This window comes from Streptomyces sp. NPDC005435 (assembly GCF_040703155.1).
Taxonomy (GTDB): domain Bacteria; phylum Actinomycetota; class Actinomycetes; order Streptomycetales; family Streptomycetaceae; genus Streptomyces.
Genome location: NZ_JBEXEQ010000014.1, coordinates 142,199 through 164,463, shown reverse-complemented (window position 1 = coordinate 164,463; position 22,265 = coordinate 142,199). Strand labels below are relative to the sequence as shown.

General features: G+C 72.5%; 23 protein-coding genes, 1 tRNA gene and 1 pseudogene. 13 read left to right on the top strand and 12 right to left on the bottom strand.

What is annotated here, in order from left to right; genetic code table 11:
- Positions 1-82 precede the first annotated feature (82 nt).
- The 3 genes from AB0898_RS19785 to AB0898_RS19775 are packed head-to-tail and all read left to right on the top strand — an operon-like array spanning position 83 to position 4,712.
- The gene (locus AB0898_RS19785) at positions 83-1,249 is read left to right on the top strand and encodes an HpcH/HpaI aldolase/citrate lyase family protein (RefSeq protein WP_366804231.1); all 1,167 of its coding nucleotides are present in this window, start codon (positions 83-85) and stop codon (positions 1,247-1,249) included.
- Between the two features lie 56 nt (positions 1,250-1,305).
- Entirely contained in the window at positions 1,306-3,810 is a 2,505-nt protein-coding gene (locus AB0898_RS19780) for a phosphoribosyltransferase (protein ID WP_366804230.1), read from the top strand.
- Positions 3,810-4,712, top strand: a complete 903-nt coding sequence (locus tag AB0898_RS19775) for an HAD family hydrolase (RefSeq protein ID WP_366804229.1) — start codon at positions 3,810-3,812, stop codon at positions 4,710-4,712. Before AB0898_RS19780 ends, AB0898_RS19775 begins: the two co-directional genes overlap by 1 nt.
- 88 nt (positions 4,713-4,800) lie before the next feature.
- Here AB0898_RS19775 and AB0898_RS19770 read toward each other — a convergent pair whose 3' ends face one another.
- From AB0898_RS19770 to AB0898_RS19760, 3 genes are all read right to left on the bottom strand, one after another.
- Positions 4,801-5,016, bottom strand: a complete 216-nt coding sequence (locus tag AB0898_RS19770; RefSeq protein WP_199583634.1) for a zinc ribbon domain-containing protein — start codon at positions 5,014-5,016, stop codon at positions 4,801-4,803.
- A gap of 38 nt (positions 5,017-5,054) precedes the next feature.
- Positions 5,055-5,675 carry a DUF4383 domain-containing protein gene (locus tag AB0898_RS19765; protein ID WP_366804228.1) on the bottom strand — a complete coding sequence of 207 codons (621 nt, stop codon included), beginning with the start codon at positions 5,673-5,675 and terminating at the stop codon, positions 5,055-5,057.
- Positions 5,676-5,774: 99 nt separating this feature from the next.
- On the bottom strand, positions 5,775-7,211 hold the full coding sequence (locus tag AB0898_RS19760) for a hypothetical protein (protein ID WP_366804227.1): 1,437 nt from the start codon (positions 7,209-7,211) through the stop codon (positions 5,775-5,777).
- Between the two features lie 182 nt (positions 7,212-7,393).
- Between AB0898_RS19760 and AB0898_RS19755 the strand changes: the two genes are divergently transcribed.
- From AB0898_RS19755 to AB0898_RS19745, 3 genes are all read left to right on the top strand, one after another.
- Positions 7,394-7,465: transfer RNA gene (locus AB0898_RS19755), tRNA-Val, on the top strand.
- A gap of 343 nt (positions 7,466-7,808) precedes the next feature.
- Positions 7,809-8,309, top strand: coding sequence for a DUF6232 family protein (locus AB0898_RS19750; RefSeq protein ID WP_366804226.1), 501 nt, complete (start codon positions 7,809-7,811; stop codon positions 8,307-8,309).
- Positions 8,306-8,638 carry a hypothetical protein gene (locus AB0898_RS19745; RefSeq protein WP_366804225.1) on the top strand — a complete coding sequence of 111 codons (333 nt, stop codon included), beginning with the start codon at positions 8,306-8,308 and terminating at the stop codon, positions 8,636-8,638. Before AB0898_RS19750 ends, AB0898_RS19745 begins: the two co-directional genes overlap by 4 nt.
- 27 nt (positions 8,639-8,665) lie before the next feature.
- Here the strand turns inward: AB0898_RS19745 and AB0898_RS19740 are convergent, their stop codons facing one another.
- The 3 genes from AB0898_RS19740 to AB0898_RS19730 form a co-directional block, all read right to left on the bottom strand.
- Positions 8,666-9,328, bottom strand: coding sequence for an HAD family hydrolase (locus AB0898_RS19740; protein ID WP_366804224.1), 663 nt, complete (start codon positions 9,326-9,328; stop codon positions 8,666-8,668).
- A 57-nt stretch (positions 9,329-9,385) separates the two neighbouring features.
- Complete coding sequence (locus AB0898_RS19735) at positions 9,386-9,721, bottom strand: hypothetical protein (RefSeq protein ID WP_366804223.1); 336 nt, start codon at positions 9,719-9,721, stop codon at positions 9,386-9,388.
- 139 nt (positions 9,722-9,860) lie between these two features.
- Entirely contained in the window at positions 9,861-10,769 is a 909-nt protein-coding gene (locus AB0898_RS19730) for a 2-dehydropantoate 2-reductase (RefSeq protein ID WP_366804222.1), read from the bottom strand.
- Between the two features lie 116 nt (positions 10,770-10,885).
- Here AB0898_RS19730 and AB0898_RS19725 point away from each other — a divergent pair, with 116 nt between their 5' ends.
- Positions 10,886-11,125, top strand: coding sequence for a DUF2277 domain-containing protein (locus AB0898_RS19725; protein ID WP_366804221.1), 240 nt, complete (start codon positions 10,886-10,888; stop codon positions 11,123-11,125).
- Positions 11,126-11,145: 20 nt separating this feature from the next.
- On the opposite strand, the gene AB0898_RS19720 is transcribed toward AB0898_RS19725, so the two are convergent.
- The gene (locus AB0898_RS19720; protein WP_366804299.1) at positions 11,146-11,772 is read right to left on the bottom strand and encodes a VTT domain-containing protein; all 627 of its coding nucleotides are present in this window, start codon (positions 11,770-11,772) and stop codon (positions 11,146-11,148) included.
- 379 nt (positions 11,773-12,151) lie between these two features.
- Between AB0898_RS19720 and AB0898_RS19715 the strand changes: the two genes are divergently transcribed.
- Both AB0898_RS19715 and AB0898_RS19710 read left to right on the top strand, forming a co-directional pair.
- The gene (locus tag AB0898_RS19715; RefSeq protein ID WP_366804220.1) at positions 12,152-12,688 is read left to right on the top strand and encodes a superoxide dismutase family protein; all 537 of its coding nucleotides are present in this window, start codon (positions 12,152-12,154) and stop codon (positions 12,686-12,688) included.
- A 38-nt stretch (positions 12,689-12,726) separates the two neighbouring features.
- A complete protein-coding gene (locus AB0898_RS19710) occupies positions 12,727-13,134 on the top strand; it encodes a DUF6193 family natural product biosynthesis protein (protein ID WP_366804219.1) in 408 nt (135 codons plus the stop codon).
- Positions 13,135-13,296: 162 nt separating this feature from the next.
- Here the strand turns inward: AB0898_RS19710 and AB0898_RS19705 are convergent, their stop codons facing one another.
- Together AB0898_RS19705 and AB0898_RS19700 are read right to left on the bottom strand one after the other, a co-directional pair.
- A complete protein-coding gene (locus AB0898_RS19705) occupies positions 13,297-13,758 on the bottom strand; it encodes a DoxX family protein (RefSeq protein WP_366804218.1) in 462 nt (153 codons plus the stop codon).
- 287 nt (positions 13,759-14,045) lie between these two features.
- Positions 14,046-14,690, bottom strand: a complete 645-nt coding sequence (locus AB0898_RS19700; protein ID WP_366804217.1) for an HNH endonuclease family protein — start codon at positions 14,688-14,690, stop codon at positions 14,046-14,048.
- Positions 14,691-15,216: 526 nt separating this feature from the next.
- On the opposite strand from AB0898_RS19700, the gene AB0898_RS19695 reads away from it, so the two are divergent.
- Both AB0898_RS19695 and AB0898_RS19690 read left to right on the top strand, forming a co-directional pair.
- Positions 15,217-15,798: a TMEM165/GDT1 family protein gene (locus tag AB0898_RS19695; RefSeq protein WP_366804216.1), complete on the top strand. Its 582-nt coding sequence runs from the start codon at positions 15,217-15,219 to the stop codon at positions 15,796-15,798.
- A gap of 265 nt (positions 15,799-16,063) precedes the next feature.
- Entirely contained in the window at positions 16,064-16,732 is a 669-nt protein-coding gene (locus AB0898_RS19690) for an HAD family hydrolase (RefSeq protein ID WP_366804215.1), read from the top strand.
- 52 nt (positions 16,733-16,784) lie between these two features.
- Here AB0898_RS19690 and AB0898_RS19685 read toward each other — a convergent pair whose 3' ends face one another.
- Positions 16,785-18,230, bottom strand: coding sequence for an MFS transporter (locus AB0898_RS19685; protein WP_366804214.1), 1,446 nt, complete (start codon positions 18,228-18,230; stop codon positions 16,785-16,787).
- A gap of 156 nt (positions 18,231-18,386) precedes the next feature.
- On the opposite strand from AB0898_RS19685, the gene AB0898_RS19680 reads away from it, so the two are divergent.
- Positions 18,387-19,304 carry a LysR family transcriptional regulator gene (locus tag AB0898_RS19680; protein WP_366804213.1) on the top strand — a complete coding sequence of 306 codons (918 nt, stop codon included), beginning with the start codon at positions 18,387-18,389 and terminating at the stop codon, positions 19,302-19,304.
- Between the two features lie 116 nt (positions 19,305-19,420).
- Positions 19,421-21,460 (top strand): MDR family MFS transporter, encoded by a 2,040-nt coding sequence (locus tag AB0898_RS19675; RefSeq protein WP_366804212.1) that lies wholly within the window; start codon positions 19,421-19,423, stop codon positions 21,458-21,460.
- On the opposite strand, the pseudogene AB0898_RS19670 reads toward AB0898_RS19675, so the two are convergent.
- Positions 21,444-21,815: pseudogene (locus tag AB0898_RS19670) on the bottom strand (GNAT family N-acetyltransferase); the annotation flags it as partial. The gene AB0898_RS19675 and the pseudogene AB0898_RS19670 sit on opposite strands and share 17 nt — an antisense overlap.
- The gene (locus tag AB0898_RS19665; protein ID WP_366804211.1) at positions 21,811-22,218 is read right to left on the bottom strand and encodes a DUF1992 domain-containing protein; all 408 of its coding nucleotides are present in this window, start codon (positions 22,216-22,218) and stop codon (positions 21,811-21,813) included. The pseudogene AB0898_RS19670 and the gene AB0898_RS19665, both read right to left, overlap by 5 nt.
- Positions 22,219-22,265: the final 47 nt, after the last annotated feature.

The window sequence follows — 22,265 nt, the reverse complement described above, 5'->3', positions numbered from 1 at the left end:
ACCCCTGACATGGATCTCTACGTACTATTACCGGCCACCCTTTGCCGAAATCACCGGCCCGCGTATGCCTTGAGGGAGTCCTATGCGTCATTTCGGGCACATCGCCCCCGAGGTGCGGGAACGTCTGTTCCACCAGGAGCCGTGCGAGTTCACCGCCGACTCCCCGGCCCGGCTGCTCTCCGCCGCCCTGGGCGCCACGCTCTACAGCCCGGCCACCCGCCCCCGCCTCGCCGACGACGTCCTCAAGCAGGGCCGGGCCGGCGTGGTCTCCATGGTGCTGTGCCTGGAGGACTCCATCGACGACGCGGACGTACCGGCCGGGGAGGACAACCTCGTCCGGCAGTTCGCCGACCTCGACGCGCGCACGGGCGAGGAGCCGCCGCTGCTCTTCATCCGGGTGCGCACCCCCGACCAGATCCCCGACCTGGTGCGGCGCCTCGGCGCCTCGGCGCGGCTGCTCTCCGGCTTCGTGCTGCCCAAGTTCACCGGGGACCGCGGGATGCCGTTCCTGGAGGCGCTGAGCGCGGCGGAGAAGGAGAGCGGCCGGCGGCTGTTCGCCATGCCCGTCCTGGAGTCGACCGAGCTCATCTACCGCGAGTCCCGCGCGGAGACCCTGGAGGGCATCGCGCACGCGGTCGGCAAGTACCGCGAGCGGGTCCTCGCCCTGCGCCTCGGCGTCACCGACTTCTGCTCCTCCTACGGCCTGCGCCGCGCCCCCGACATGACCGCCTACGACGTCCAGATCGTCGCCTCGGTGATCGCCGACGTGGTCAACGTGCTGGGCCGCGCCGACGGCACCGGATTCACCGTGACCGGGCCCGTCTGGGAGTACTTCCGCGTCCCCGAGCGGGTCTTCAAGCCGCAGCTGCGGCAGAGTCCCTTCCTTGAGGTGCGGGCCGTGGAGCTGCGCGAGAAGCTGATCGAACACGCCATGGACGGCCTTCTGCGGGAGATCTCCCTCGACCAGGCCAACGGTCTGCTCGGCAAGACCTGCATCCATCCCTCCCATGTCATGCCCGTCCACGCGCTGTCCGTGGTCAGTCACGAAGAGTTCAGCGACGCCCAGGACATCCTGCGGCCGGAACGCGGCGGTGGGGGTGTGCTGCGGTCGGCCTACACGAACAAGATGAACGAGGTGAAGCCCCACCGCGCCTGGGCCGAGCGCACCCTGCTGCGCGCCGAGGTCTTCGGCGTGGCCGGCGAGGACGTCGGCTTCGTGGAACTGCTCGCCGCCGGGATCACCGGCTGACCCTCCCGCCGCCGGGGCGACCCGGCCGACCTCCCCCCACCACCTCCAAGGAACGCATGAACAACGCAGTGAACGACGGCGTCTGGTCCGGCAGCTGGGTCGCCGAGCGGCTCGGTGTCGAGCTGGAGGGCGACGACGAACTGCCCGCCCTCCTCGGGCTCGCGCTGCGCCGCAACCCCAAGCGGGCCCATCTGCTGGTCTCGCACGTCCTGGGCAAGCACGTGCCCCAGTCGCCCACCGTCGTCTACGGCCACGGCGTCCGGCTCGGCCGCCGGGTGCGCGCGCTGCTCGGCGACACGGAGGCCGCCGAGGCCGTCGTCCTGGGGTACGCGGAGACCGCCACCGGTCTCGGGCACGCCGTCGCCGACGGCCTGGGCCTCGCGCCGTACCTGCACTCCACCCGCCGCCCGGTGGCCGGGGTGGACCGCGCGGGCGGCTTCGAGGAGTCCCACTCGCACGCCACCTCCCATCTGCTGCTCCCGGCCGACCCGGAGCTGCTCGCGGGCGACGGCCCGCTGGTGCTGGTCGACGACGAGTTCTCCACCGGCAACACGATCCTCAACACCATTCGCGACCTGCACGAACGCTCGCCCCGGCAGCGGTACGTGGTGGTCGCCCTGGTCGACATGCGCTCACCCGAGGACGCCGGACGCCTGGAGCGGTTCGCCGCCGGGATCGGCGCCCGCGTCGACGTGGTCGCGGGCGCGTCGGGGACCGTACGGCTGCCCGAGGGCGTGCTGGAGAAGGGGAAGGCGCTGGTCGCCCGCCACGCGGCCGCCGCACCCGGTCCGGCCGCGCGGGCGGACGACGAGGACACGGCGGCGTACGGCCGCACCCCCCGCGTCGATCTGCACTGGCCGCGCGGGCTGCCCGACGGCGGCCGGCACGGGTTCACGCCCGCTCACCGCGCCCGCCTGGAGGCCGCGCTGCCCGCGATGGCCGCCCGCGCCGCCGAGGCGCTGCCCGAGGGCGCCCGCCGGGTGCTGGTGCTCGGCTTCGAGGAGCTGATGTACGCCCCGCTGCGCATAGCCCGCGAGCTGGAGCAGCTGGTCCCCGCCGAGGTGCGCTTCTCGACCACCACCCGCTCGCCGGTGCTCGCGGTGGACGACCCGGGCTACGCGATACGCAGCAGCCTGGTCTTCCCCGATCACGACGACCCGGCCGACGGCCCCGGCGAGCGGTACGCGTACAACATCGCGGGCGGCGGCTTCGACACCGTCCTCGCCGTCGTCGACTCCGCCGCCGACACCCCCCGGCTGCACGCCCCCGGCGGTCTCCTGGACCGCCTCGCGGCCCACGTCCCGAACGTCCTGCTCGCGGTCGTGCCGTCCTACGTACCCGAGCCCCTCGCCTCCCCCGAAAGGCCGCCCATGCTGCCCGAGCCCCTCCGCGGCCCCGCCTTCTCCTCGTACGCCCCCGACGAGGTCGGCTGGCTGCTCCAGGACCTCTCGGGCGTGACCCTGGAGGCGCCGACCGAGGAGCGCGAGGAGGCCGTGCAGAGCGGCGGCGCGCACTACGCGGAGTCGCTGCCGGTGGAGTACCAGCCCAGCGAGCGCTACCAGGAGCTGTTCCACGCCGCCCTGGAGACCTCGGCCGCCCGGATCGCCCAGGCCGTCGGCGTGGTCACGGAGACGGTCCTCACCGAGGTCGCCGCCCGGCCGCGCTCCGGGGCCGGCGGCGAGACGCCCCGCCCGGTGCTGGTCTCCCTCGCCCGTGCGGGCACTCCGGTCGGCGTGCTGATGCGCCGCTGGGCCCAGCACCGCCATGGCCTCCAGCTCCCGCACTACGCCGTCTCGATCGTGCGCGGCCGGGGCATCGACGCCAACGCGCTGCGCTGGCTGGCCGCCCACCACGACCCGCGCGACGTCGTCTTCGTCGACGGCTGGACCGGCAAGGGCGCCATCACCCGCGAACTCGCCGACGCCATCGAGGAGTTCGAGCGCGAGGAGGGCATCACCGGCTTCTCCCCGGAGATCGCCGTCCTGGCCGACCCGGGCTCCTGCGTGCGCACCTACGGCACCCGCGAGGACTTCCTCATACCCTCCGCGTGTCTCAACTCGACGGTTTCCGGCCTGATTTCACGCACCGTGCTGCGCGCGGACCTGGTCGGCCCGAACGACTTCCACGGCGCGAAGTTCTACCGCGAACTCGCCGGCGCCGATGCGTCGGTGGCCTTCCTGGACGCGATCGCCGCCCGCTTCCCCGAGGTCGCGGAGAGCGTGGACGTGGCGGTCAAGGAGCTGCTGGCCGGGGACCGCGCCCCGACCTGGGAGGGCTGGCGGGCCGTGGAGCGGATCAGCGAGGAGTACGGCATCCACGACGTGAACCTGGTCAAGCCCGGCGTCGGCGAGACCACCCGGGTGCTGCTGCGCCGGGTGCCCTGGAAGATCCTCGCCCGCAAGGGCGCGGGCGCCGACCTCGACCATGTCCGTCTGCTCGCCGAGCAGCGCGGGGTGCCGGTGGAGGAGGTCGACGAGCTGCCGTACAGCTGCGTCGGCCTGATCCACCCGCGCTACACCCGCGGTGCGACCGGCGCCGACGGCCGGGCGGTGAACGTCTGATGCCGGTGATGGTGGCGAGCGACCTCGACCGCACGCTGATCTACTCCGCGGCGGCCCTCGGGCTGACCATGCCCGACGCCCGAGCGCCCCGGCTGCTGTGCGTGGAGGTCCACGAGAGCAGGCCGCTGTCGTTCATGACGGAGACGGCGGCCGGGCTGCTGACCGCGCTCGGGGACGCGGCGGTGTTCGTGCCGACGACGACCCGCAGCCGCAAGCAGTATCAGCGGATCAACCTGCCCGGCCCGCTCCCGAAGTACGCGATCTGCGCCAACGGCGGCCATCTGCTGGTCGACGGGCTCACGGACCGGGACTGGCACGCCGAGGTGCAGGCGCGGCTCGCCGCCGCGTGCGCGCCGCTGGCGGAGGTCCAGGACCACCTGGCCGCGATCGGCGATCCGCTGTGGGTGCGCAAGCAGCGCGTCGCCGAGGACCTGTTCGCCTATCTGGTCGTGGAGCGCGAGCTGACGCCCGACAGCTGGGTGGCGGAGCTGTCCGGCTGGGCGGCCGAGCGCGGCTGGACGGTCTCGCTCCAGGGCCGCAAGCTCTACGCCGTCCCCGGTCCGCTCACCAAGAGCGCGGCCGTGCGGGAGGTGGCCCGGCGCACCGGCGCGGAGCTGACGCTCGCGGCCGGTGACTCGCTGCTCGACGCCGACCTGCTGCTCGCGGCCGACCGCGCGTGGCGGCCGGGGCACGGGGAGCTGGCCGAGGCGGGCTGGACGGCGCCGCATGTGGACGCGCTGGCGGATCGGGGGGTGCTGGCGGGGGAGCGGATTCTGCGGGAGTTCCTGGGCGCGGCGGGGAGTGGCGTGGCGGGGAGCGGGGCGGCGGGGAGTGAGGCGGCGGTTCCGGCCCCGGCTTCCGCACGCACGTCGGCCCCTGCTTCGGCTGAGGTGCGTCCGTAGGGGCCGGGAGGTGCGTCGGGTGGCAGCGGCGGTGTGCGGTGCCGACGGGTGTCGGGCCGCGTGCGTCGGGCGGCGGTGGCGGCTTGGATCAGCCGCAGCAGCCCCCGCCGCAGCAGCCGCCGCCTCCGCCCGACGGGCTCGGCGCGGGCGCGGCGGAGGTGCCGCCGACCGCGACCGCGGAGAGCAGCTTCACCGTGTCGTCGTGGCCCGCCGGGCAGGCGGCGGGGGCGGCGGACTCGGCCATGGGACGGCTCAGTTCGAAGGTGTCGCCGCAGGTCCGGCAGCGGTACTCGTAGCGAGGCATGGGGACAGGTTAGCCGCCGGACCGGGCGACGGGGCGGGTCACTCGGAGGTCGTGTCCGGGCGCGCGCCCCCCTTGGCGCCCGTCCCCTTGTCGTAGGTCTCCAGACCCGTGAGGGCGGGCCGGTCCGCGCCGGTGAGCGCGGGCCGCGCGTCCGGGTGGTCGGGGTGCCGGGCGCGCCAGTAAGGGTTGTCGTGCGGGAGGACCGAGCCGACCCGGCCGTACATGCCGAAGGTCATCAGCAGCAGGCCCACCACGAAGGTGAAGTACACGTTCTGGATCTTGAACGCCAGGATGTTGCTGTCGGTGCCCAGCAGGCCCAGGTTGATGAAGCCGTTCAGGAGGAACAGCACGCCGAAGACCATGTTCAGCGTCGAGGCGAAGTTGCCGCCGATCACCATGCCCGCGAGCAGGATCAGCCCGACGACGATCGAGAGCACGCTCAGCGCGCCGTTGGTGTTGAGGCCCGCCACCGTGTCGCTGCCGGTGTTGAAGGGCCCGATGTGGTCGACCACCCCGAGGATGCCGAAGATCAGCAGGAAGAGGCCGATCAGTCCGGCACCGATCCGGTAGACCCGGTTCAGCCGGTGGTCGACGGGCAGATGCTCGTCGAACGGGATGCGGCTGCGCCGGTGCTTGGCGCGCTCTGCGTGTGTGGCCATGTCCGCCTCCCTCGGGGCGTTGGGGCAGGCCATACGGTTCATCCCAATATCCGCCCGGTTCGAGGTCGGCGGCAACACAGGTGCCCCCGGGCCGGGCCCTCAGTGCCCGGGGCCGCGCTCCTCGCGGATCCGGGAGACGACCCGGGACGCCGTCTCCCGTACGGCCTCCGTCTCGGTCAGGAAGTGCCAGTAGTCGGGGTGGCGGCCGCTGTCCAGGCCGGCGATCGCCCGGTCGAGGCGGGCCACCGCGTCGTCGAGCGGCCGGGCGTGCCGGGGGTCGGGCGCGGTACGGCCGGTCATCGCGAGCCGCTGGGCGTCGCGGAGCGCGAACCTGGCCCGTTCGATCTCGGCGCGGGGGTCCTTCTGCACGGCGTTGAGCCGGTTCAGCCGGTTGCCCGCGGCGGACACCGCCTCGTCGGTGGTGTTGAGCAGGGCGCGGACGGTCGAGAGCAGCGAGGTGGCGTCCGCCCAGCGCTGCGCCTCCCGCGCGGAGCGCGCCTCGGCGAGCTTGCGCTCGGCCTGCCGTACGTTCTCCCCGGCCTGCTCGGGCACCTGCTGGAGGTCCTGCCAGCAGGCGGCGGTGAAGCGGCGGCGCAGCTCGCTCAGTATCGGCTCGACCTGTCCGGCGCGGGTGGTGAGCGCCTGGGCGCGGGTGCCGAGGCTGACCAGTCTCCGGTCGATCTCGGCGGCCTTCTCCGGCAGCCGCTCGGCCTCGGTCCGGATCGCCGCGGCCTCGCGCCGGACCCGCTCGGCCCGCTCCAGGGTGGCGGCCACGCCGTGCTGTCCGGCACCCTGGTTGAGTCTGGTCAGCTCGGGGGAGAGGACGGCGAGCCGTGCCGCGAGGTCGTCGGCCCGCAGCCGCTTCTCCCGTACGGCGTCCAGCGCGTTGCTCGCCCCCAGCAGCTCCTGCCGGGCCCGCTCCACGGCCGGGGCCAGCCGCGCGAGCTGCGTCTCCGCCTTCCCGAGCAGCGGTCCGAGCGAACTCCCGAACCGGTCCAGCTCCTGCTTGACCCGCACCAGCTCGTCCTTGGCCGAGGTCAGCTCGGTCCGCGCCCGCGCCGCGACGGAGGCCTCCAGGTCGTCCCGGTCGAGATCCTGCGCGTCGACGGCCTCGATGTAACGGTGGCTGGCCTCGTCGATACGGCGCCCGAGCGCGGCGAAGTCCTGGACGGCGGTGCGTGCCTGGGGGGAGTCGTCCACGGCACTGATCGTCTCGATGGCGATCAGCAGCTCCCGCTGCGCGGTGTCCAGCTCGTAGAACGCCTCCGCCGCCGCGTCCTTCGCCGCCTGCGCCTCGGCCCGCTGACTCTCGGCCCGGCCGCCGAACCAGCGACGGGTACCGCCTCCGGCGAAGGCGGCGGGCAGGGCGACGGCGGCGAGGAGGGGGAGGCCGACGAGGAGGCCGGCGGTCTGGCGCAGGGCGCCGGTGTCGCGCGAAGGCGAAGGCCGGTGCCGGACTTGCCGGGTCTGCCGGTCCCGTGCGGTCGACGGCGGGTACGGCTGCGAATCCGACGGCGTGCCCGGTGTCCCCGTCACAATCCCTCTCCCGTGCTGTCCTGCGGCGCCCTGGGTGGAGCCATTCTCCCACCCGACGTAGACGAACACACGGGCCGGTCAGTTGCCTGCCTACGGCCCCGCTGCCTCGCGTTACGGGTTTGCGGTCCCCTGGCGCGGTCAAGGTAAGCTGTCGCTCGACCCGGCCACGTGCCGGTCCTCACGGGTGCGTAGCTCAGGGGTAGAGCGCCTGCCTTACAAGCAGGATGTCGGCGGTTCGAAACCGTCCGCGCCCACGTGATGCGGAGGCCCTTCACTACACCAGTGAAGGGCCTTTCGTCTTGTACTTCATGAGATCTGTAGATCGTTCAGGCGATATTCGGGAGTGGTCCCGAGGGCGGCCGGTTTACGGCCGGAGCCGGGCGACGGGGATCGGGCGGTGCCCCAGGGGGCGTTCCGGCGGCTTGCCTCGCAGGTGGGGGCCTTGTGGCGGCGCGCGGTGAGCCGGGTCCGCTTTTCGGACCCCGGCCAGACCGGGGCGGATCGGGGTCGAGCGGACGGACCGAATCCCGTCACGCTCCGGTGCTCATCTCGCTACTCTACGTTCTCCGTGTTCCCAGCAGGTGACAGGAGGGTCCTGTGGCGGCCCAAGTGACAATCAATGAAGGTGTGTTGTGGGTGGGGGGCGACGCGTACCCGCTCGGCAACATCTCGCACGTCGGCCAGCGGTCTCTGGTCGTCGACCAGGGCGCCGCGTGGAAGAAGTTCATCCTCCGGACCGTCGGCTGGCTGATCGTGGGCGGCATCTTCGCCTCGGTGGCCGGCACTTTCGGCACGATCGTCCTCCTCGCCGTGGAGGCGTTCCTCGTCTGGAAGTTGGTCTCCGTCCTGCAGAAGCCCCCGGTGTACGGCCTGATCCTCAACACCTCCGGCACTCAGCGCGAGGCCATCTGGTCCACGCGGCAGGAGGAGATCCAGCGGCTCATCCAAGAGATCACCAAGGCGATCGGCAACCCCGACATCGCGCACATGATCATCAACGTGGAGCACGCGGTGCAGGGCGACTTCATCCAGCAGTACGGCTCGGGCAGCATCGGCAAGGCCGAGCACAGCGGCAGCGGGAGCATCCAGGGATCATGACCGGCGACTACATCCAGCAGTACGGTTCGGGCAGTATCGGCAAGGCCGAGCACACCGGATCCGGTGACATCGTGGCGGGCGGCAAGACGGTCGGCGCGACCGCCCCGGGGCCCGAGGTGGCGGCCCTCCTGGAGGCGATCGAGAGTCTGCGCCCGCATCTGGACCCCGGTGAGCGGCAGGAGGTGGACACGGCGGCCGGCTCGATCGCCGAGGAGACCTCCCCGGAACGCCGGCGCGCCCTGGTACGGCAGATCTCCGGCATCGCGGCGTTGGTCGGCGAGGTGGGCGTGCCGGTGATCGCGGCGGCGAGGGCGTTGCTGGCGGGCTGAGGGGGCCGGGGGTGATGCCCGCCCGCGTCAGCGGTGGTTCTCGTTGAAGTGGGCGATCAGACCGGACAGTTCGAGGAGGCTCTCCACCCTGAAGGTGGGGGCCTTCTCCGCTTTCTTGGTGTGGTGCTGGAGGGTGGCCCAGGGGCCGCGTCGTACGAGGGCGGTGTGCATGCCGGCGGCCGCGGCGGGGCGGATGTCGTTGTCGAGGCGGTCGCCTACGTAGAGCATTTCGTGGGGTTCGGCGGGGACGAGTGAGGTGAGGCGGGCGAAGAAGGCGGGGTCGGGCTTGGCGGTGCCCCAGTCGTCGGAGAGGCCGATCAGGTCCACGTCGCTCGCGAACAGCTCGCGCAGGTGGCGGCCCGCGCGGGCGTTCTGGTTCGCCGCGATGCCCAGCCAGAGGCCGTCGGCGCGCAGGGTGGCCAGGGTGTCCCGGACGTCCGGGTAGAGATCCTCTTCCGTGACGGTCTGCGGCAGACCCGCCTCCTCCCGCGCCTCCCGCTCCGCGCCCAGGTCGAAGCCCGGGCGGAACTCCTCGAACACCTCGCGCCAGTCGTCGCCCCGGGCCACGACCGCCCCGAACACCGCGCTGAACGTGTGCCGGGGCACGCCCAGCCAGTCCGCCCAGGCACCCCACCCGGCGGTCTCGTCCACGAGGCACTCGCCCACGTCGAAGATCACAGCGCGAATCATGGGGGCAGCGTATCCAGCGGCACCCGGCCCCCGGCCCGCGAACCCGCCGCCCGCTCGTCAGGCGGGCGGCGGTTCCTCCGCGTGCTTCAGCAGCGAGCGGATGTCCACCCGGTCCGCCGGCGATATCTCGGACCAGAAGCGGTGGCCGCTGACGAAGACCGCGAGTTCGTGCTCGCGGCGGCGGAGCTTTTCCACCTCGGCCTGTTCGTCGGCCGTCCAGCCGGGGGAGGCGGGGCGCTCGATCCTGCGCCAGGCGGTGTCGTCGCTGAACCCGTCCAACGGCTCGACCGACCAGGGGAGCCGCTTGAGCAGGGCCGACAGCTCGGCCCGGACCTGGTGCAGCTCCGCCTGCCCGGCGAGGAGGTCACTGGGGAATTCGGGGGTCGTAGCCACGCGGCAATGGTACGCCTGTTCGAATCCGTACGACGCGTTCGCAAGGCCGGTTCATTCGAACGAGTGTTCCGCGAGGGGCTGAGTTGACGGCCCCGGGTCTCGAAAACCCCGCGCCCCCGCCCCTCAGTACCCCGCCCCCTCAGTACCCCGCCGCCCGCAACGCCTCCACCACCCGCGTCGCCACCGGCACCGCCACGCCCCGCGCCTCCGCCGCCCGCAGCAGCGCCCCGCCGATCGCGTCCAGCTCCAGCGGCCGCCCCTCCTCCGCGTCCCGCAGCATCGAGGACTTGGCGCCGGGCAGGAAGGAGCCGTACCGCGCGAGGAGTTGAGCCGCGTCCGTCGGGGCGCCGTACGCGCGGCCCACGGCGGCCGTCTCCGCCACCAGCGCCTCCAGTTCCGTACGGTGCCGGTCGAGCACCACGTCCAGCGGGACCGCGTACCGCGTGGTGAGCAGGGCGAACGGGGCGAGGAAGGCCAGCTTCGTCCAGAGCGTCGCCGACTCGTCGCCGGTGACCCGCGCCGTCACGCCCGAGGCGGTGAGCGCGGCCGCGAGCGCGTCGAGGCGGTCGCGGGGGGCCGTCGCGCTCGCGAGGTCCACCTCCACGAACGGGCTGCCCTGTTCGATCACCACCGGGTCCGCCGAGACCCGCGTCGACTCCACCCGGATCGCCGCCGGCGCCACGAGACCGGAGCCGTAGCGGGCGCGCAGGGCCGCCGGGTGCTCGACGCCGTTCAGGAACGGTACGAGGAGGGTGTCGTCGCCGAGGGCCTCGGCCGGGACGCGGGACAGGGCCGCGTCCAGACCCGTCTGCTTGACGGCGATCAGACACGCGTCGACCGGCTCACGCAGCTCGGTGTCCGCCTCCACCGGCGCGGTGAACTCCCCGAACTGACGGCTGCGGACCCGGATACCGCCCTCGCGCAGCGCCTCCGCCGTGGTCTCGCGCGCCAGGCAGATCACCCGGTGCCCGGAACGGGACAGCAGCGCGGCGAGCAGTCCGCCGACTCCGCCGGGGCCGAGTACGGCGATGGTGGGCTTGGTCGTCATGAGGTGACTCCTGTCATGGGTCGGCCCCGGGAATCGGTGGCCGCCTGGGGTGATCATGACATGCGATACGCCCATTCGTACGGCGAATCCCGCCCCTCCGGGGCCACACTTGACGCATGTGCCGGAGTATCAGAACGCTGCGCCCGCCCGTCCTCCCCGGCGAGGCCACCGAGGACGACATCCACGCCGCCGCGCTGCAGTACGTACGCAAGATCTCGGGCTTCCGCGCCCCCGCCGCGCACAACCGCGAGGCCTTCGACCGGGCGGTGGCGGCGGTCGCCGAGGCCACCGCCGAGCTGCTGGACAGCCTGGAGGTACGGGGGCAGAAGAGGGCGGCGGCTCCGGGCCGAGGGTGAGAACGGGCCGGGACCGCGCCCTACCCCTCCACCGGCTCCGCCGGACGCCGCCGCATCAGATACGCCGCCCCCGACCCCGCCGCGCACAGCGCCGCCACCGACACCCCCGTCGCCAGCCAGGTCGCGCCCAGCCAGCGGGCGCCGTAGTAGCCGAGGGCCACGCTGTAGGCGGCCCAGGACAGGCCCGCGAGGGCGGACCAGGGGAGGAAGTCGCGGGCGCGGCGGTGCGCGGCGCCCGCGCAGAAGGAGACGACCGAGCGGCCCGCCGGGGCGAACCGCGCCAGCACCACCAGCGCGCCGCCGCCCCGCGCGAGCGCCTCACCGAGACGTTCCTGCGCGCTGGTCAGACGGCGCGAGCGGGCGATGGCGCGGTCGAGCCGTTCGCCGCCGCGCCAGGCCAGGCGGTACGCGACCAGGTCGCCCGCGACCGAGGCGACGGCGGCACAGATGATCAGTACGACGGTGTCGGGCACATCGTGCGGCACCCCGCCCGCCGCCGCGCCCGTACCGGCGGCCGCCGCCGTGGCCGCCGTGATGACGAGCACTCCGCTGGGCAGCACGGGGACGAAGACGTCGAGCAGCACCGACACGGCCACCATGGCGTAGATCCAGGGACCGGCCGCCAGGGACCCCACACTCTCCAGCACCACGACTCCCTCGTTCCCCCCGACGACAGCCATACAGCGTACGCCTGACGGGGTGACGGATGGTTCACAAGAGGATCAAGTGACAGACACGGCATGTTCACGACGGGGTCACGGAGGCGCCTCCCCCGATGCGGGAGCCCGGTCGAACGGTCTCCGCACCGAACAGGCGTCGCGGCGTCCCGTTCGATCATGTGTGCAGCTTCCCGTAAGGGCTCCGGGTCCGGCCCCTGATTTTCCGGAGCCCTGCCGACGACCACCCGGTCACCCGCCCGGCGCGTCCAGCGCGCCGCCCCCGCCCCCGTGCCGTACCAACGGGGAGAGGCCCGCGCGGCGGAGGTGCCGTGGTGGCGAGGGCCGGGGAAAAGGCGAGGTGGGCGTGATGGTGGGTGCCGGGTTGTGGGCGGGGGCCGTGGCGGTGGTGGTGCTGGCGGCGACGCCTGCCGCCGCCGACGGGTACACCGTCGACGCGGAGGGCCGGTTCGCGCCGCCGACCGCCTTCGTGCCGTCGGCGGCGGTGACGTACGACCAGACGCTCGTCCCGGCGGCCGGCACGATCCGGGTGCGTCAGCTGACCGGGCCGGGCGCGGCCACGACCGTCGAGCTGAGGGTGAGCGGGCTGAAGCCGGGCCGTACGTACGGCGCTTACGTCCACCAGCGCCCCTGCGGTACGACCGGCGCCGCCGCGGGCGACCGGTACCGCGACGACCCCGGCGCCGGCTCCACCGCCGCCAACGAGGTCCGGCTCGGCTTCAACACCGACTCCCGGGGCGCGGGCACGGCGAGCGTCCGCCACACCTGGGGCTTCCGCCGGGACGAGGCCGCCTCCGTCGTGATCCAGGACCGCCCCGGCACGGCGGGCGCCCGGCGCGTCGCGTGCTTCACGGTGCCGTTCGGGTGGGTGACCGGGATGTCGTGAGGTGGAGGGGGCTCCCGTTCTCCGGCCATGATCGCGTCATGACAGACATCGTCGAAGCCGCCTGGCGCAAGATTCTCGGCACCGCCGAGGAAGCGGGCCGGGCGGCGGAGCGTTCGCCGCTCCAGGACGCGTTCACCGAGCTGGTGCGGGCGGCCCACGCGGAGCCGCGCCTGCGCCGGCTCCAGCCGTGGACGGGCATGGGGGAGCTGCACTTCAGCCGCTGTACGGGGTTCCGTCCCACCTGGGACCTCCTGTACGTCGGCACGCTGGACGACGGCCGGTACTACGTCGAGGGGCCGCACCGCGACAGCCCGCGCACCGCGGAGACCGGCAGCGCGCGGGCTGCCGTGGCGCTGGTCGTCGAGCGGCTGCCGCCGGACTGCGGACCCGCGTTCGTGGGAAGCGCCGACGAGCTGGCGGCGTACGAGGAGACGCGGGGGCGGTGAGTTCGCCGGTGTCGGCGGCGCGGGCGTGCCGGACTGTGCGGGCGTGCGGACCATGCGGGCGTGCGAGGTCGTGCGGGCGTGCCCCGGCGGGATCAACTCCCGGCCGGGGCACGCCCGTTCAGCAGTGGCTCGTTCAGCGGTGGCCCGTTCAGCGGTACGGCGTCACGCCGCCACCGCCGCCTCCTCGGCGGCCGGTTCCGGTGCCGTCGTCGCCGTCGTACGGCGGGGCAGCAGGTCCTCCGCGGCGAAGGCGCCCGAGCCGGTGAAGACCAGGAGGAAGAAGGCCCAGCAGAAGAGGACGGAGAGTTCGCCGCCGTTCTGGATGGGCCACAGGGCGCTCTGCTGGTGGACGTCGAAGTAGGCGTACGCCATCGAGCCGGAGGCGATCAGCGCGGCGCCACGCGTGCCGAGGCCGAGCAGGACGAGGCCGCCGGCGACGAGCTGGATCACCGCCGCGTACCAGCCGGGCCAGCTGCCGGCCGGGACCGTGCCGCCGTGGGTGCCGACGGCGCCACCGAGGACGCCGAAGAGCGAGGCCGCGCCGTGCACGGCGAACAGCAGGCCGACGACGATGCGGAAGAGCCCGAGGACGTAGGGCTGGGCGGCGTTGAGCCGAGCGGACATGGGGGGTCTCCTCTTTCGGTTCACGGCGCGCCCGCGCATCCGGCGACGCTGCCGGACGGGGCCGCCGGCCGGGGTGTGGGGGCGGCGGGTACCGAACGAGGGGAAAGGTTAGGTGAACCTAATTTGTGCTTGCAAGTTCAACATCCGGCCATGGTCGGCTCGCGTCACGCGCCTGACACATGAGGCGGGGGGTGCCGGGTGGGTGTGGGTGCTTCTGGGCGGGAATGGCGACGGCCCGCCTTCGCGGGCGGGCCGTCGGTGTGTCCGGATTCAGTCGCCGGCGCGGGTCAGCAGCCCGAGAGGTAGCTCGTGAGCGCGCTCTTCTCGGCCGAGTCGACGGAGAGGTCGTAGTAGTACTTCACCTGCACCCAGGCGCGGGCGTAGGTGCAGCGGTACGACGTCAGGGACGGCATCCAGGTCGCCGGGTCCTGGTCGCCCTTGGACTGGTTGACGTTGTCGGTGACCGCGAGGAGCTGCGGGCGCGTCACGTCGTTGGCGAACGCCTGGCGCTGCGCGGTGGTCCACTGGCTCGCGCCCGAGTCCCACGCCTCGGCGAGCGGCACCAGGTGGTCGATGTCCACGTCCGAGGCCGCGCTCCAGGTCGCGCCGTCGTACGGGGAGTACCAGCTGCCGCTGGTGGAGACGCACGCGGAGTCGGTGGTCACGTTCGTACCGTCCCGCTTGAGGATGTACTCGCGCGTGTTGCAGGTGCCGCTGATGGTGATCCAGGTCGGGAAGAGGTCCCGCTTGTAGCCGGTGCGGTTCTCGGTGGCCACGGTCAGCTGGGAGAGGTAGCTGCGGGCGGTGGCACCGCTGACCGGCGTCGGCAGGGCGGCGGAGGCGGTGGGGGAGTTGAACAGCGCGGCGGACGCGATCAGGCCGGTGGCGGCGGCGAGCGTGGCCAGCCGTCGACGCGCGTAGAATCGGGGCATGCGGGGCATACGGAACATCTGAACTCCCTTGTGGGGTGAGGGTTTTGGGGGTCCGGACCGGGGTGTGACGGACGTGCGCGAGGGAATGCTCGCGGTGCGGTGTTGCTGTGGGGTGAGCGCTCGGTTAGAAGCTAGTGACGCGTGCATGACAGGACAAGATTGCGGGCGGAATTTTCACGGGTTCTGACAGGGGTGGCCTCGGCGGTGTCCGGGTGCACCGGCGGTCGGGGGGCATCTCGGGGCGTCAGGGCGCACCGGCGTCCGCCGCCCACGACCCGGCGGGCGACGTCACGTACGATGGGCGGTGCAGAAGGGGAGTAGCTCTTCGCCGGACCGTCGACATACTGCTCAGCCAGCCTGAGCCGGCGCCCGGAGGCGGGTCCCTGTGGGACCGCCCAGCGAGACCTTCGGCAAGCAGTGCACGCCTGTGCCTTGTGGCACGGGTGCATCAGTGCGCTGCCGTGCCGAGGTCTCCCTTGTGAGGTGCAGCCATCTCGGCGGGGCAGCCCCGACCGATTGAGGGACCTTGATCAGCATCACCGTGACGGCGCTCGTCTTCGGCGTCATCTTCCTCGCCGAACTGCCCGACAAGACCGCGCTCGCCGGTCTCGTCCTCGGTGCCCGTTACCGCGCCTCGTACGTCTTCGTCGGCGTCGCCGCCGCCTTCACCCTGCACGTCGTCCTGGCCGTCGCGGCCGGCAGCGTACTGACCCTGCTCCCGCAGCAGATCGTCCACGCCCTCACCGGCGTCCTCTTCCTCGGCGGGGCCGCCGTACTGCTCCTGAAGAAGGACGAGGGCGAGGAGGAGATCAAGAAGCCCGCCGACCAGTCCTTCTGGAAGGTCGCGGGCACCGGCTTCACCCTCATCCTCGTCGCCGAGTTCGGCGACCTCACCCAGATCATGACGGCGAACCTCGCCGCACGGTACGACGACCCGCTCTCCGTCGGCCTTGGTGCGGTGCTGGGGCTGTGGGCGGTGGCCGGTCTCGGCATCGTGGGCGGCAAGGCGCTGATGAAGCGGGTGCCGTTGCGGCTGATTACGCAGGTTGCGGCGCTGCTGATGGTGGGCCTGGGGGTCTGGAGCCTGTACGAGGCGATCGCGGGCTGATGCCGGCGGGCCGGGGCGGGGGTGAACTCGGGCGCACCTCGCCTGCCGGCCGGACCAGCGGGCGGTGCCGGGTGCCCCTTACCGTGCCCGCGCGGACGAACGCGGGGTGAACGCTTCCGCGGCGCGCTGGCGGGATGCGGGCGCAGTTTTGTACCGTGGAGGAACAAAGTGGCTCCCGCCCGCATCCCCTGACCGGTGGGCGGGGCCGCCTTGTTCCTCTCAGGCCCCCTCACGACCGGGGGCCTCGCGTCTTCTGGAGCTGCCGATGCCGGTCACCGCCCCACCCGTCGTCCTCAACGCCCGCGCCCTCCTGCTCGACATGGACGGCACCCTCGTCAACTCCGACGCCGTGGTCGAGCGCATCTGGCGCCGCTGGGCCGCGGAACACGGGCTGGACGGCGACGAGACGATGAAGGTCGTCCACGGCCGGCAGGGCCACGCCTCGATGGCCCTGCTCCTGCCCGACCGCCCCCACGAGGAGAACCTCGCGGACAACGCCCGCATGCTCGCCGCGGAGACCGCCGACATGAACGGCGTCATCGAGGTCCCCGGCGCGGCCGCCTTCCTCGCCGCGCTACGGGGGTTGCCCCACGCCCTGGTGACCTCCGCCGACGCCCCCCTCTCCACCGCCCGCATGACCGCCGCCGGCCTCCCCCTCCCCGACCTCCGCATCACGGCGGAATCCGTCGGCGCCAGCAAGCCCGACCCGGAGGGCTTCCTCAAGGCCGCCGCCGCCCTGGGTGTCGACCCGTCCGACTGCGTCGTCTTCGAGGACTCGGGGGCGGGGATCGCGGCGGGGCGCTCCGCCGGGATGCGGGTGGTGGGCATCGGGGAGAGGGCGGAACAGCACGGTCCGGACGTGGCGGTTCCCGACCTCACGCGGGTGAAGGTGGAGGCGTCTGTGGACGGCGGGATTCGGCTGACGGTGGGCTGACGACGAGAACCTTCGCGGAACCTGACCCGCGGTGACCTGGGGATCGGCTCCGTCAACGAGGACTCCTGCCCGGCTGGGCCGACCGCTCCTTCCGTTCGATGAAGCCGGCCGACAGCAGCAGACCCAGCAGCAGCGTCGCCGTCGCGATGATCAGTGCGGTGCGGGTTCCGGCCGTCGGGCCGGAGGCGTGCAGGACCGAGCCGAGTAGCGAGACGCCGATGACGGCGCCGGTCTGACGTGCGGAGTTCAGCACGCCCGACGCGATGCCGACCTGCTCCTTCGGCGTGGCCGAGACGGCCGCCGTCACCAGGGAGGGAATCGCGAAGGACACACCGAAGCCGAAGACCAGCATGCCGAACCCGGTCAGCAGGGTGTACGCGGTTCCCGTATCCGTGATGCCGGCCGTGAGAACCGCGGCGCCGGCCGTCAGGAGCCCGAAGCCCAGAACGGACGGCTTCCGCGGCCCCGATCGCGCGACCAGCCGGCCGGTGTAGACGGGGTTGAAGGCCGTCGGCAGGGTGAGCGGCAGGAAGGCGCAGCCGGCCGTCAGGGCGGAAAGGCCACGCGCCTGCTGGAAGTACAGGGACATGACGAACAGCAGCCCGGAGAGGCCGAAGTTGACGAGCAGGCCGTTGAGCACGCTCGCCGAGAAGGTCGCGCTGCGGAAGAGCGTCAGCGGGAGCATGGGGCCGCGCGGCCCGGCAGGGCGGCGTTCCACGGCCAGGAAGACGACCCCGGCCACGAGAGCGACGGCGAGCGCCGTCGACACGGGCTTCGAGCCCCAGCCGAGACTCTCGCTCCGGATCACACCGAACGTGATCCCGGCGAGCGCCAGTACCGCGCTGATCTGGCCGGGAAGGTCCACCCCACGGCCGGTGTCCAGCTTCGTCTCGGGTGCGAGGGCCCGCGCGATGAGCACGCTGACCAGCGCCACGGGCACGTTGACGGCGAAGATGCTGCGCCAGCCGAGAGCGTCGGTGAGCACACCGCCGAGGACCGGTCCCGCGGCCAGCGCGGCACCGGTGATGGCCGCCCAGGAGCCGAGCGCGCGGGCGCGCCGGGCCGGGTCGGTGAAGGCGGTGGCGATGACGGCCATCGAGGACGGCAGCAGCGCGGCACCCGCGACGCCGAGCAGGGCGCGCATGGCGATCAGCACGCCGAGGTTCGGCGAGAAGACCGTGATCAGCGACGCCAGCAGGAAGGCCCAGGTGCCGACGACGAAGACGCGGCGTCCGCCGAAACGGTCGGACAGGGCACCCATGGTGAGCAGCAGCGCGGCGAACGTCAGGGTGTAGCCGTTGACCACCCACTGCAGCCCGGACAGTCCGCCTCCGATGTCGCTGCGGATGGCGGGCAGCGCGACATTCACCACGCTGGTGTCGAGGAGAACCATGAAGTAGCCGAGCGAGAGCCCGATGAGCAGCAGCCGTCGGCGCGCGGGGTTCTCGGCCCGGGTCTCGCCGGCGATGCCAGGGGCCTGCGTAGCTTGCGCGGACATGCCATACCTTTCGTGAAGCGGAAACGGCCCGGCACAAGAGCGGTGGCCGTCAGAGGGGTTGGAAGCGAAGCCTGGCAAGCGCTGAAGCCGATCGGAAACGGGAGATTCCGATGGCATCATCGGGAGAACCGATGCCTACGCCGGGGGGACAGCGGCATGCAGCTGCGGCAGCTCAGCACGTTCCGCACGGTGGCCGACGCCTTGAACGTCACTCGCGCCGCCGAGCGGCTGAACTACGCGCAGTCGAGCGTCACCGAACAGATCAAGGCGCTGGAACAGGACCTGGGTGTGCTCCTGTTCGAGCGGTCCCATCGCGGGCTACGGCTCACCCCGGCAGGGCGCCGCCTGGTCGACTACGCCGAGAGGATGCTCTCCCTCGCCGAGGAGGCCAGGGCGGCCGTCACCGAAGTCGGCAGCCCCGGAGGGGAGTTGCTGATCGGAGCGCCGGAGACACTCTGCGTCTACCGGCTCCCGTCGCTGCTCACCCGCTTCCGCGAGGACTGCCCGAAGGTGCGCGTGGTGCTCCGCCCCGGGAACCGGGCGGACTGCCGCAATGGGGTGAGGGAAGGGGCCCTGGACCTCTGTTTCACTTTTGGCGCACCCCCGGACCTCCCGGACCTGGAGAGCATGCCGCTGTCGCCGGAACCAGTCGTCGTCGTGGGCCCCAAGGACCACCCGCTGACGCGACGGGAATCGGTGACCACCTCCGATCTCGCCGGAGTCGACTTCCTGGTGACGGAGTCCGGCTGCAGCTACCGGCTGATGTTCGAGGAGGCCCTCGGCTCCGCGCCGGGGCCCCGCCCCCGGATCGCGGCGGAGCTCACCAGCATCGGCGCCCTGCGGACGTGCGTCGCGGCCGGCATGGGGTGTGCGGTGCTGCCGAGGATCGCTGTGGCCGCGGACCTGGCCCGGGGAGCCGTCGGCCTGGTCCCCTGGCAGGGGCTCCAGTACGAGGCCCCGCTCCACGCGACCTGGAGGCGCGACGGTCAGCAGGCCCCGGCGCTGCCGCCCTTCCTCGACGCCACCAGGACGCTGCTGGGCCGGCACAGCGGGAGGCCCCGGCCGCACCTCTGATCACCGGGTGTGCCCCGGGGCACCTGACGCCGGGCCCCTGTTTCCACCGCTCGACAGGCCGTAATCGCCCCCACCGCCGACCATAGAAGGTGGGCAGTCGAGTCCCGGGAGGTCACATGGCCCTGGATACGCACGGTGCGGCGCGGGGCGTGCGGGGTGGTGAGCATGTGGGGGCTGACGTGCTCGTGTCCATCGGGGCGCTGCTGCTGGGGCTGTTGCTGGCGGCGCTGGATCAGACGATCGTGGCGACGGCGTTGCCGACGATCGTCAGTGATCTGGGCGGGCTGGAGCATCTGTCCTGGGTGGTGACCGCGTACCTGCTCGCGTCCACCGCCGCTACACCCTTGTGGGGGAAGCTCGGGGACCAGTACGGGCGGAAGCGGCTGTATCAGCTGGCCATCGTCATCTTTCTCGTCGGGTCCGCGCTGTGCGGCATGGCGCAGAACATGGCGGAGCTGATCGGGTTCCGGGCGTTGCAGGGGCTCGGGGGCGGTGGGCTGATGGTGCTGTCCATGGCGATCGTGGGGGACATCGTGCCGCCACGGGAGCGGGGGAAGTACCAGGGGCTCTTCGGGGCCGTGTTCGGGGCGACCAGTGTGCTGGGACCACTGCTCGGGGGGCTGTTCACCGAGCAGCTCACCTGGCGGTGGGTGTTCTACGTCAATCTGCCGCTCGGGATCATCGCGCTCGCGGTGATCGCCGCCGCGCTGCACATCCCGCGCCGTACGTCCCGGCACCGGATCGACTACCTCGGCACGTTCCTCATCGCCGCCGTCGCCACCTGTCTGGTGCTGGTGGCCTCGCTCGGCGGGACGACCTGGGCGTGGGGATCGGCGCAGATCATCGGGCTCGCGGTGCTCGGTGTCGTCCTCGCCGTCGCGTTCGTCGAGGTGGAGCGGCGGGCCGCCGAGCCCGTGCTGCCGCTGAAGCTGTTCCGCATCCGGACCTTCAGCCTGTCGGCGGTGATCAGCTTCATCATCGGGTTCGCGATGTTCGGCGCGATGACCTATCTGCCGACCTTCCTCCAGGTCGTGCACGGCATCTCGCCCACCATGTCGGGCGTGCACATGCTGCCGATGGTGCTCGGGCTGCTGCTGACCTCGACCATGTCCGGGCAGATCGTCAGCCGGACCGGCCGCTGGAAGATGTTCCCGGTGGCCGGCACCGCCGTCACCGCGATCGGGCTGCTCCTGCTGCACAAGCTGGACGAGCACAGCTCCACCGCCGAGATGAGCCTGTACTTCTTCGTCTTCGGGCTCGGTCTCGGGCTCGTCCTCCAGGTCCTCATCCTCATCGTGCAGAACGCCGTCTCCTACGAGGACCTCGGCGTCGCCACCTCCGGCGCGACCTTCTTCCGCTCCATCGGTGCCTCCTTCGGCGTCGCGATCTTCGGCACCGTCTTCTCCAGCCGCCTCGGCGACAAGCTGGCCGACGCCTTCCAGGGGGTACGGCTGCCGCCCGGGGTCTCGCTCGGGGGCCTGGAGGCCGACCCGCGCGGCATCGGCGCGCTGCCCGCCGCGCTGCGGCCGCCCGCGCTGCACGCGTTCTCCTCCGCGATCACCGACGTGTTCCTCTACGCGGCCCCCGTCGCGGCGGTCGGCTTCCTGCTCGCGTGGTTCCTCAAGGAGGACCGGCTGCGCGGCTCGGTCACCGCGCCGGACGCCTCCGAGACGATCCCGCCGAACCCCGTCCAGCGCTCGTCCTACGACGAGGTGTGCCGGGCGCTGTCCCTGCTCGGGACGCGGGAGGGGCGCCGGGAGGTGTACGAGGACATCACCGCGCGGGCCGGGTACGACCTGCTGCCCGCCGCGAGCTGGCTGCTGCTGCGCATCCGGCGGTACGGGTCGGTGGAGCCGTACGTGCTCGCCGAGCGCAGCCCGGTGCCGATCCAGACGGTGCTCGCGGCCGAACGGCAGGTGGAGGAACGGCGGCTGGTCGAGCGGGAGGGGCTGGACCTCACGCTCACCGACGCCGGCCGGGTCGCGGCGGAACGGCTCGCCGCCGCGCGCGAGGACTCGCTGTCCGAGCTGCTGGGGGACTGGTGGACGCCGGAGCGGTCCACCGATCTCACCCAGCTGGTCAAGGAGTTGACGGACGAGATGTGCGGGGCGGCGAGCGAGCGGCCGCACAATGGATCGGTCAAGAAGGTGAGTTGATCTCTTCGGCTGCCAACAGGTCTTTCCTGAACCAGTGTTCGGCGTAGACGTCGGTGTTGTGCGGGGCGGTCTCGGTGTAGCCCAGGCGGGCGTACAGGGCGCGGGCCTCGGTCAAGTCGCCTCTGGTGTCCAGGATCAGGCGGCGGGCGCCCAGGTCGCGGGCGGCCGACTCGGCTGCGGCGACGAGGAGTTGGGCCGCGCCCCGGCCGCGCAGACGCGGGTGCACGAACACCCGGGTGAGTTACGCGGTTCGGGGGGCGAGGAGCCGTACGCCAGCCGAGCCGGCGGGTTCACCGTCGTACCGGGCGATCAGCAACCAGCCCTTTTTCGGGGTGAGTTCGGCGCCGGTGTCAGCCCTGTTCGCGGCGCCGGTGCCACTCGCGTGCGACCTCTTCCACGTCGTACGGCTTCTTGCCGAGCGGAGGGCCGGGTGGCGGGCGGAACATCATGGCGCTGATCTTGACGTTGACGTCGGTGATGATCCGGCGGGCGGTGGCCTCGGAGGGGGCCGCGTAGGCCGCCTCCAGGGCGTCTTCGGCCTCCTTGCGCAGGGCGAGGGAAGGGGGCAGGGCGGTCAGGCCCTCGCGGGCCATCTTGCGCTTGACCCACCACAGGTCGTCGTACGCGGAGTCGAGGCCGGCGGGGAGCGGTTCGCCCGCGCCCGGGAGGCGGTCGAACTCACCGCGCCGCTGTGCGGCGGCGATCTGGTGGTCCACCCAGGACTCGAACGGCACACCCGGTGGCTTTCGCTCGGTCATGAGGCCATTGTGCCGGACGCGGCCGGGCCGGGCGTTCTATCATTCGG

Excerpts from the sequence above, each read along its gene's own strand:
- AB0898_RS19770 (WP_199583634.1), bottom strand. The coding sequence starts at position 5,016 with ATGCCTCGCTACGAGTACCGCTGCCGGACCTGCGGCGACACCTTCGAA.
- AB0898_RS19665 (WP_366804211.1), bottom strand. The coding sequence starts at position 22,218 with ATGACCGAGCGAAAGCCACCGGGTGTGCCGTTCGAGTCCTGGGTGGAC.
- AB0898_RS19785 (WP_366804231.1), top strand. The coding sequence starts at position 83 with ATGCGTCATTTCGGGCACATCGCCCCCGAGGTGCGGGAACGTCTGTTC.
- AB0898_RS19685 (WP_366804214.1), bottom strand. The coding sequence starts at position 18,230 with ATGTCCGCGCAAGCTACGCAGGCCCCTGGCATCGCCGGCGAGACCCGG.
- AB0898_RS19780 (WP_366804230.1), top strand. The coding sequence starts at position 1,306 with ATGAACAACGCAGTGAACGACGGCGTCTGGTCCGGCAGCTGGGTCGCC.
- AB0898_RS19700 (WP_366804217.1), bottom strand. The coding sequence starts at position 14,690 with ATGCCCCGATTCTACGCGCGTCGACGGCTGGCCACGCTCGCCGCCGCC.
- AB0898_RS19730 (WP_366804222.1), bottom strand. The coding sequence starts at position 10,769 with ATGACGACCAAGCCCACCATCGCCGTACTCGGCCCCGGCGGAGTCGGC.
- AB0898_RS19710 (WP_366804219.1), top strand. The coding sequence starts at position 12,727 with ATGACAGACATCGTCGAAGCCGCCTGGCGCAAGATTCTCGGCACCGCC.
- AB0898_RS19690 (WP_366804215.1), top strand. The coding sequence starts at position 16,064 with ATGCCGGTCACCGCCCCACCCGTCGTCCTCAACGCCCGCGCCCTCCTG.
- AB0898_RS19715 (WP_366804220.1), top strand. The coding sequence starts at position 12,152 with ATGGTGGGTGCCGGGTTGTGGGCGGGGGCCGTGGCGGTGGTGGTGCTG.
- AB0898_RS19725 (WP_366804221.1), top strand. The coding sequence starts at position 10,886 with ATGTGCCGGAGTATCAGAACGCTGCGCCCGCCCGTCCTCCCCGGCGAG.
- AB0898_RS19680 (WP_366804213.1), top strand. The coding sequence starts at position 18,387 with ATGCAGCTGCGGCAGCTCAGCACGTTCCGCACGGTGGCCGACGCCTTG.
- AB0898_RS19745 (WP_366804225.1), top strand. The coding sequence starts at position 8,306 with ATGACCGGCGACTACATCCAGCAGTACGGTTCGGGCAGTATCGGCAAG.
- AB0898_RS19765 (WP_366804228.1), bottom strand. The coding sequence starts at position 5,675 with ATGGCCACACACGCAGAGCGCGCCAAGCACCGGCGCAGCCGCATCCCG.
- AB0898_RS19740 (WP_366804224.1), bottom strand. The coding sequence starts at position 9,328 with ATGATTCGCGCTGTGATCTTCGACGTGGGCGAGTGCCTCGTGGACGAG.
- AB0898_RS19705 (WP_366804218.1), bottom strand. The coding sequence starts at position 13,758 with ATGTCCGCTCGGCTCAACGCCGCCCAGCCCTACGTCCTCGGGCTCTTC.
- AB0898_RS19675 (WP_366804212.1), top strand. The coding sequence starts at position 19,421 with ATGGCCCTGGATACGCACGGTGCGGCGCGGGGCGTGCGGGGTGGTGAG.
- AB0898_RS19775 (WP_366804229.1), top strand. The coding sequence starts at position 3,810 with ATGCCGGTGATGGTGGCGAGCGACCTCGACCGCACGCTGATCTACTCC.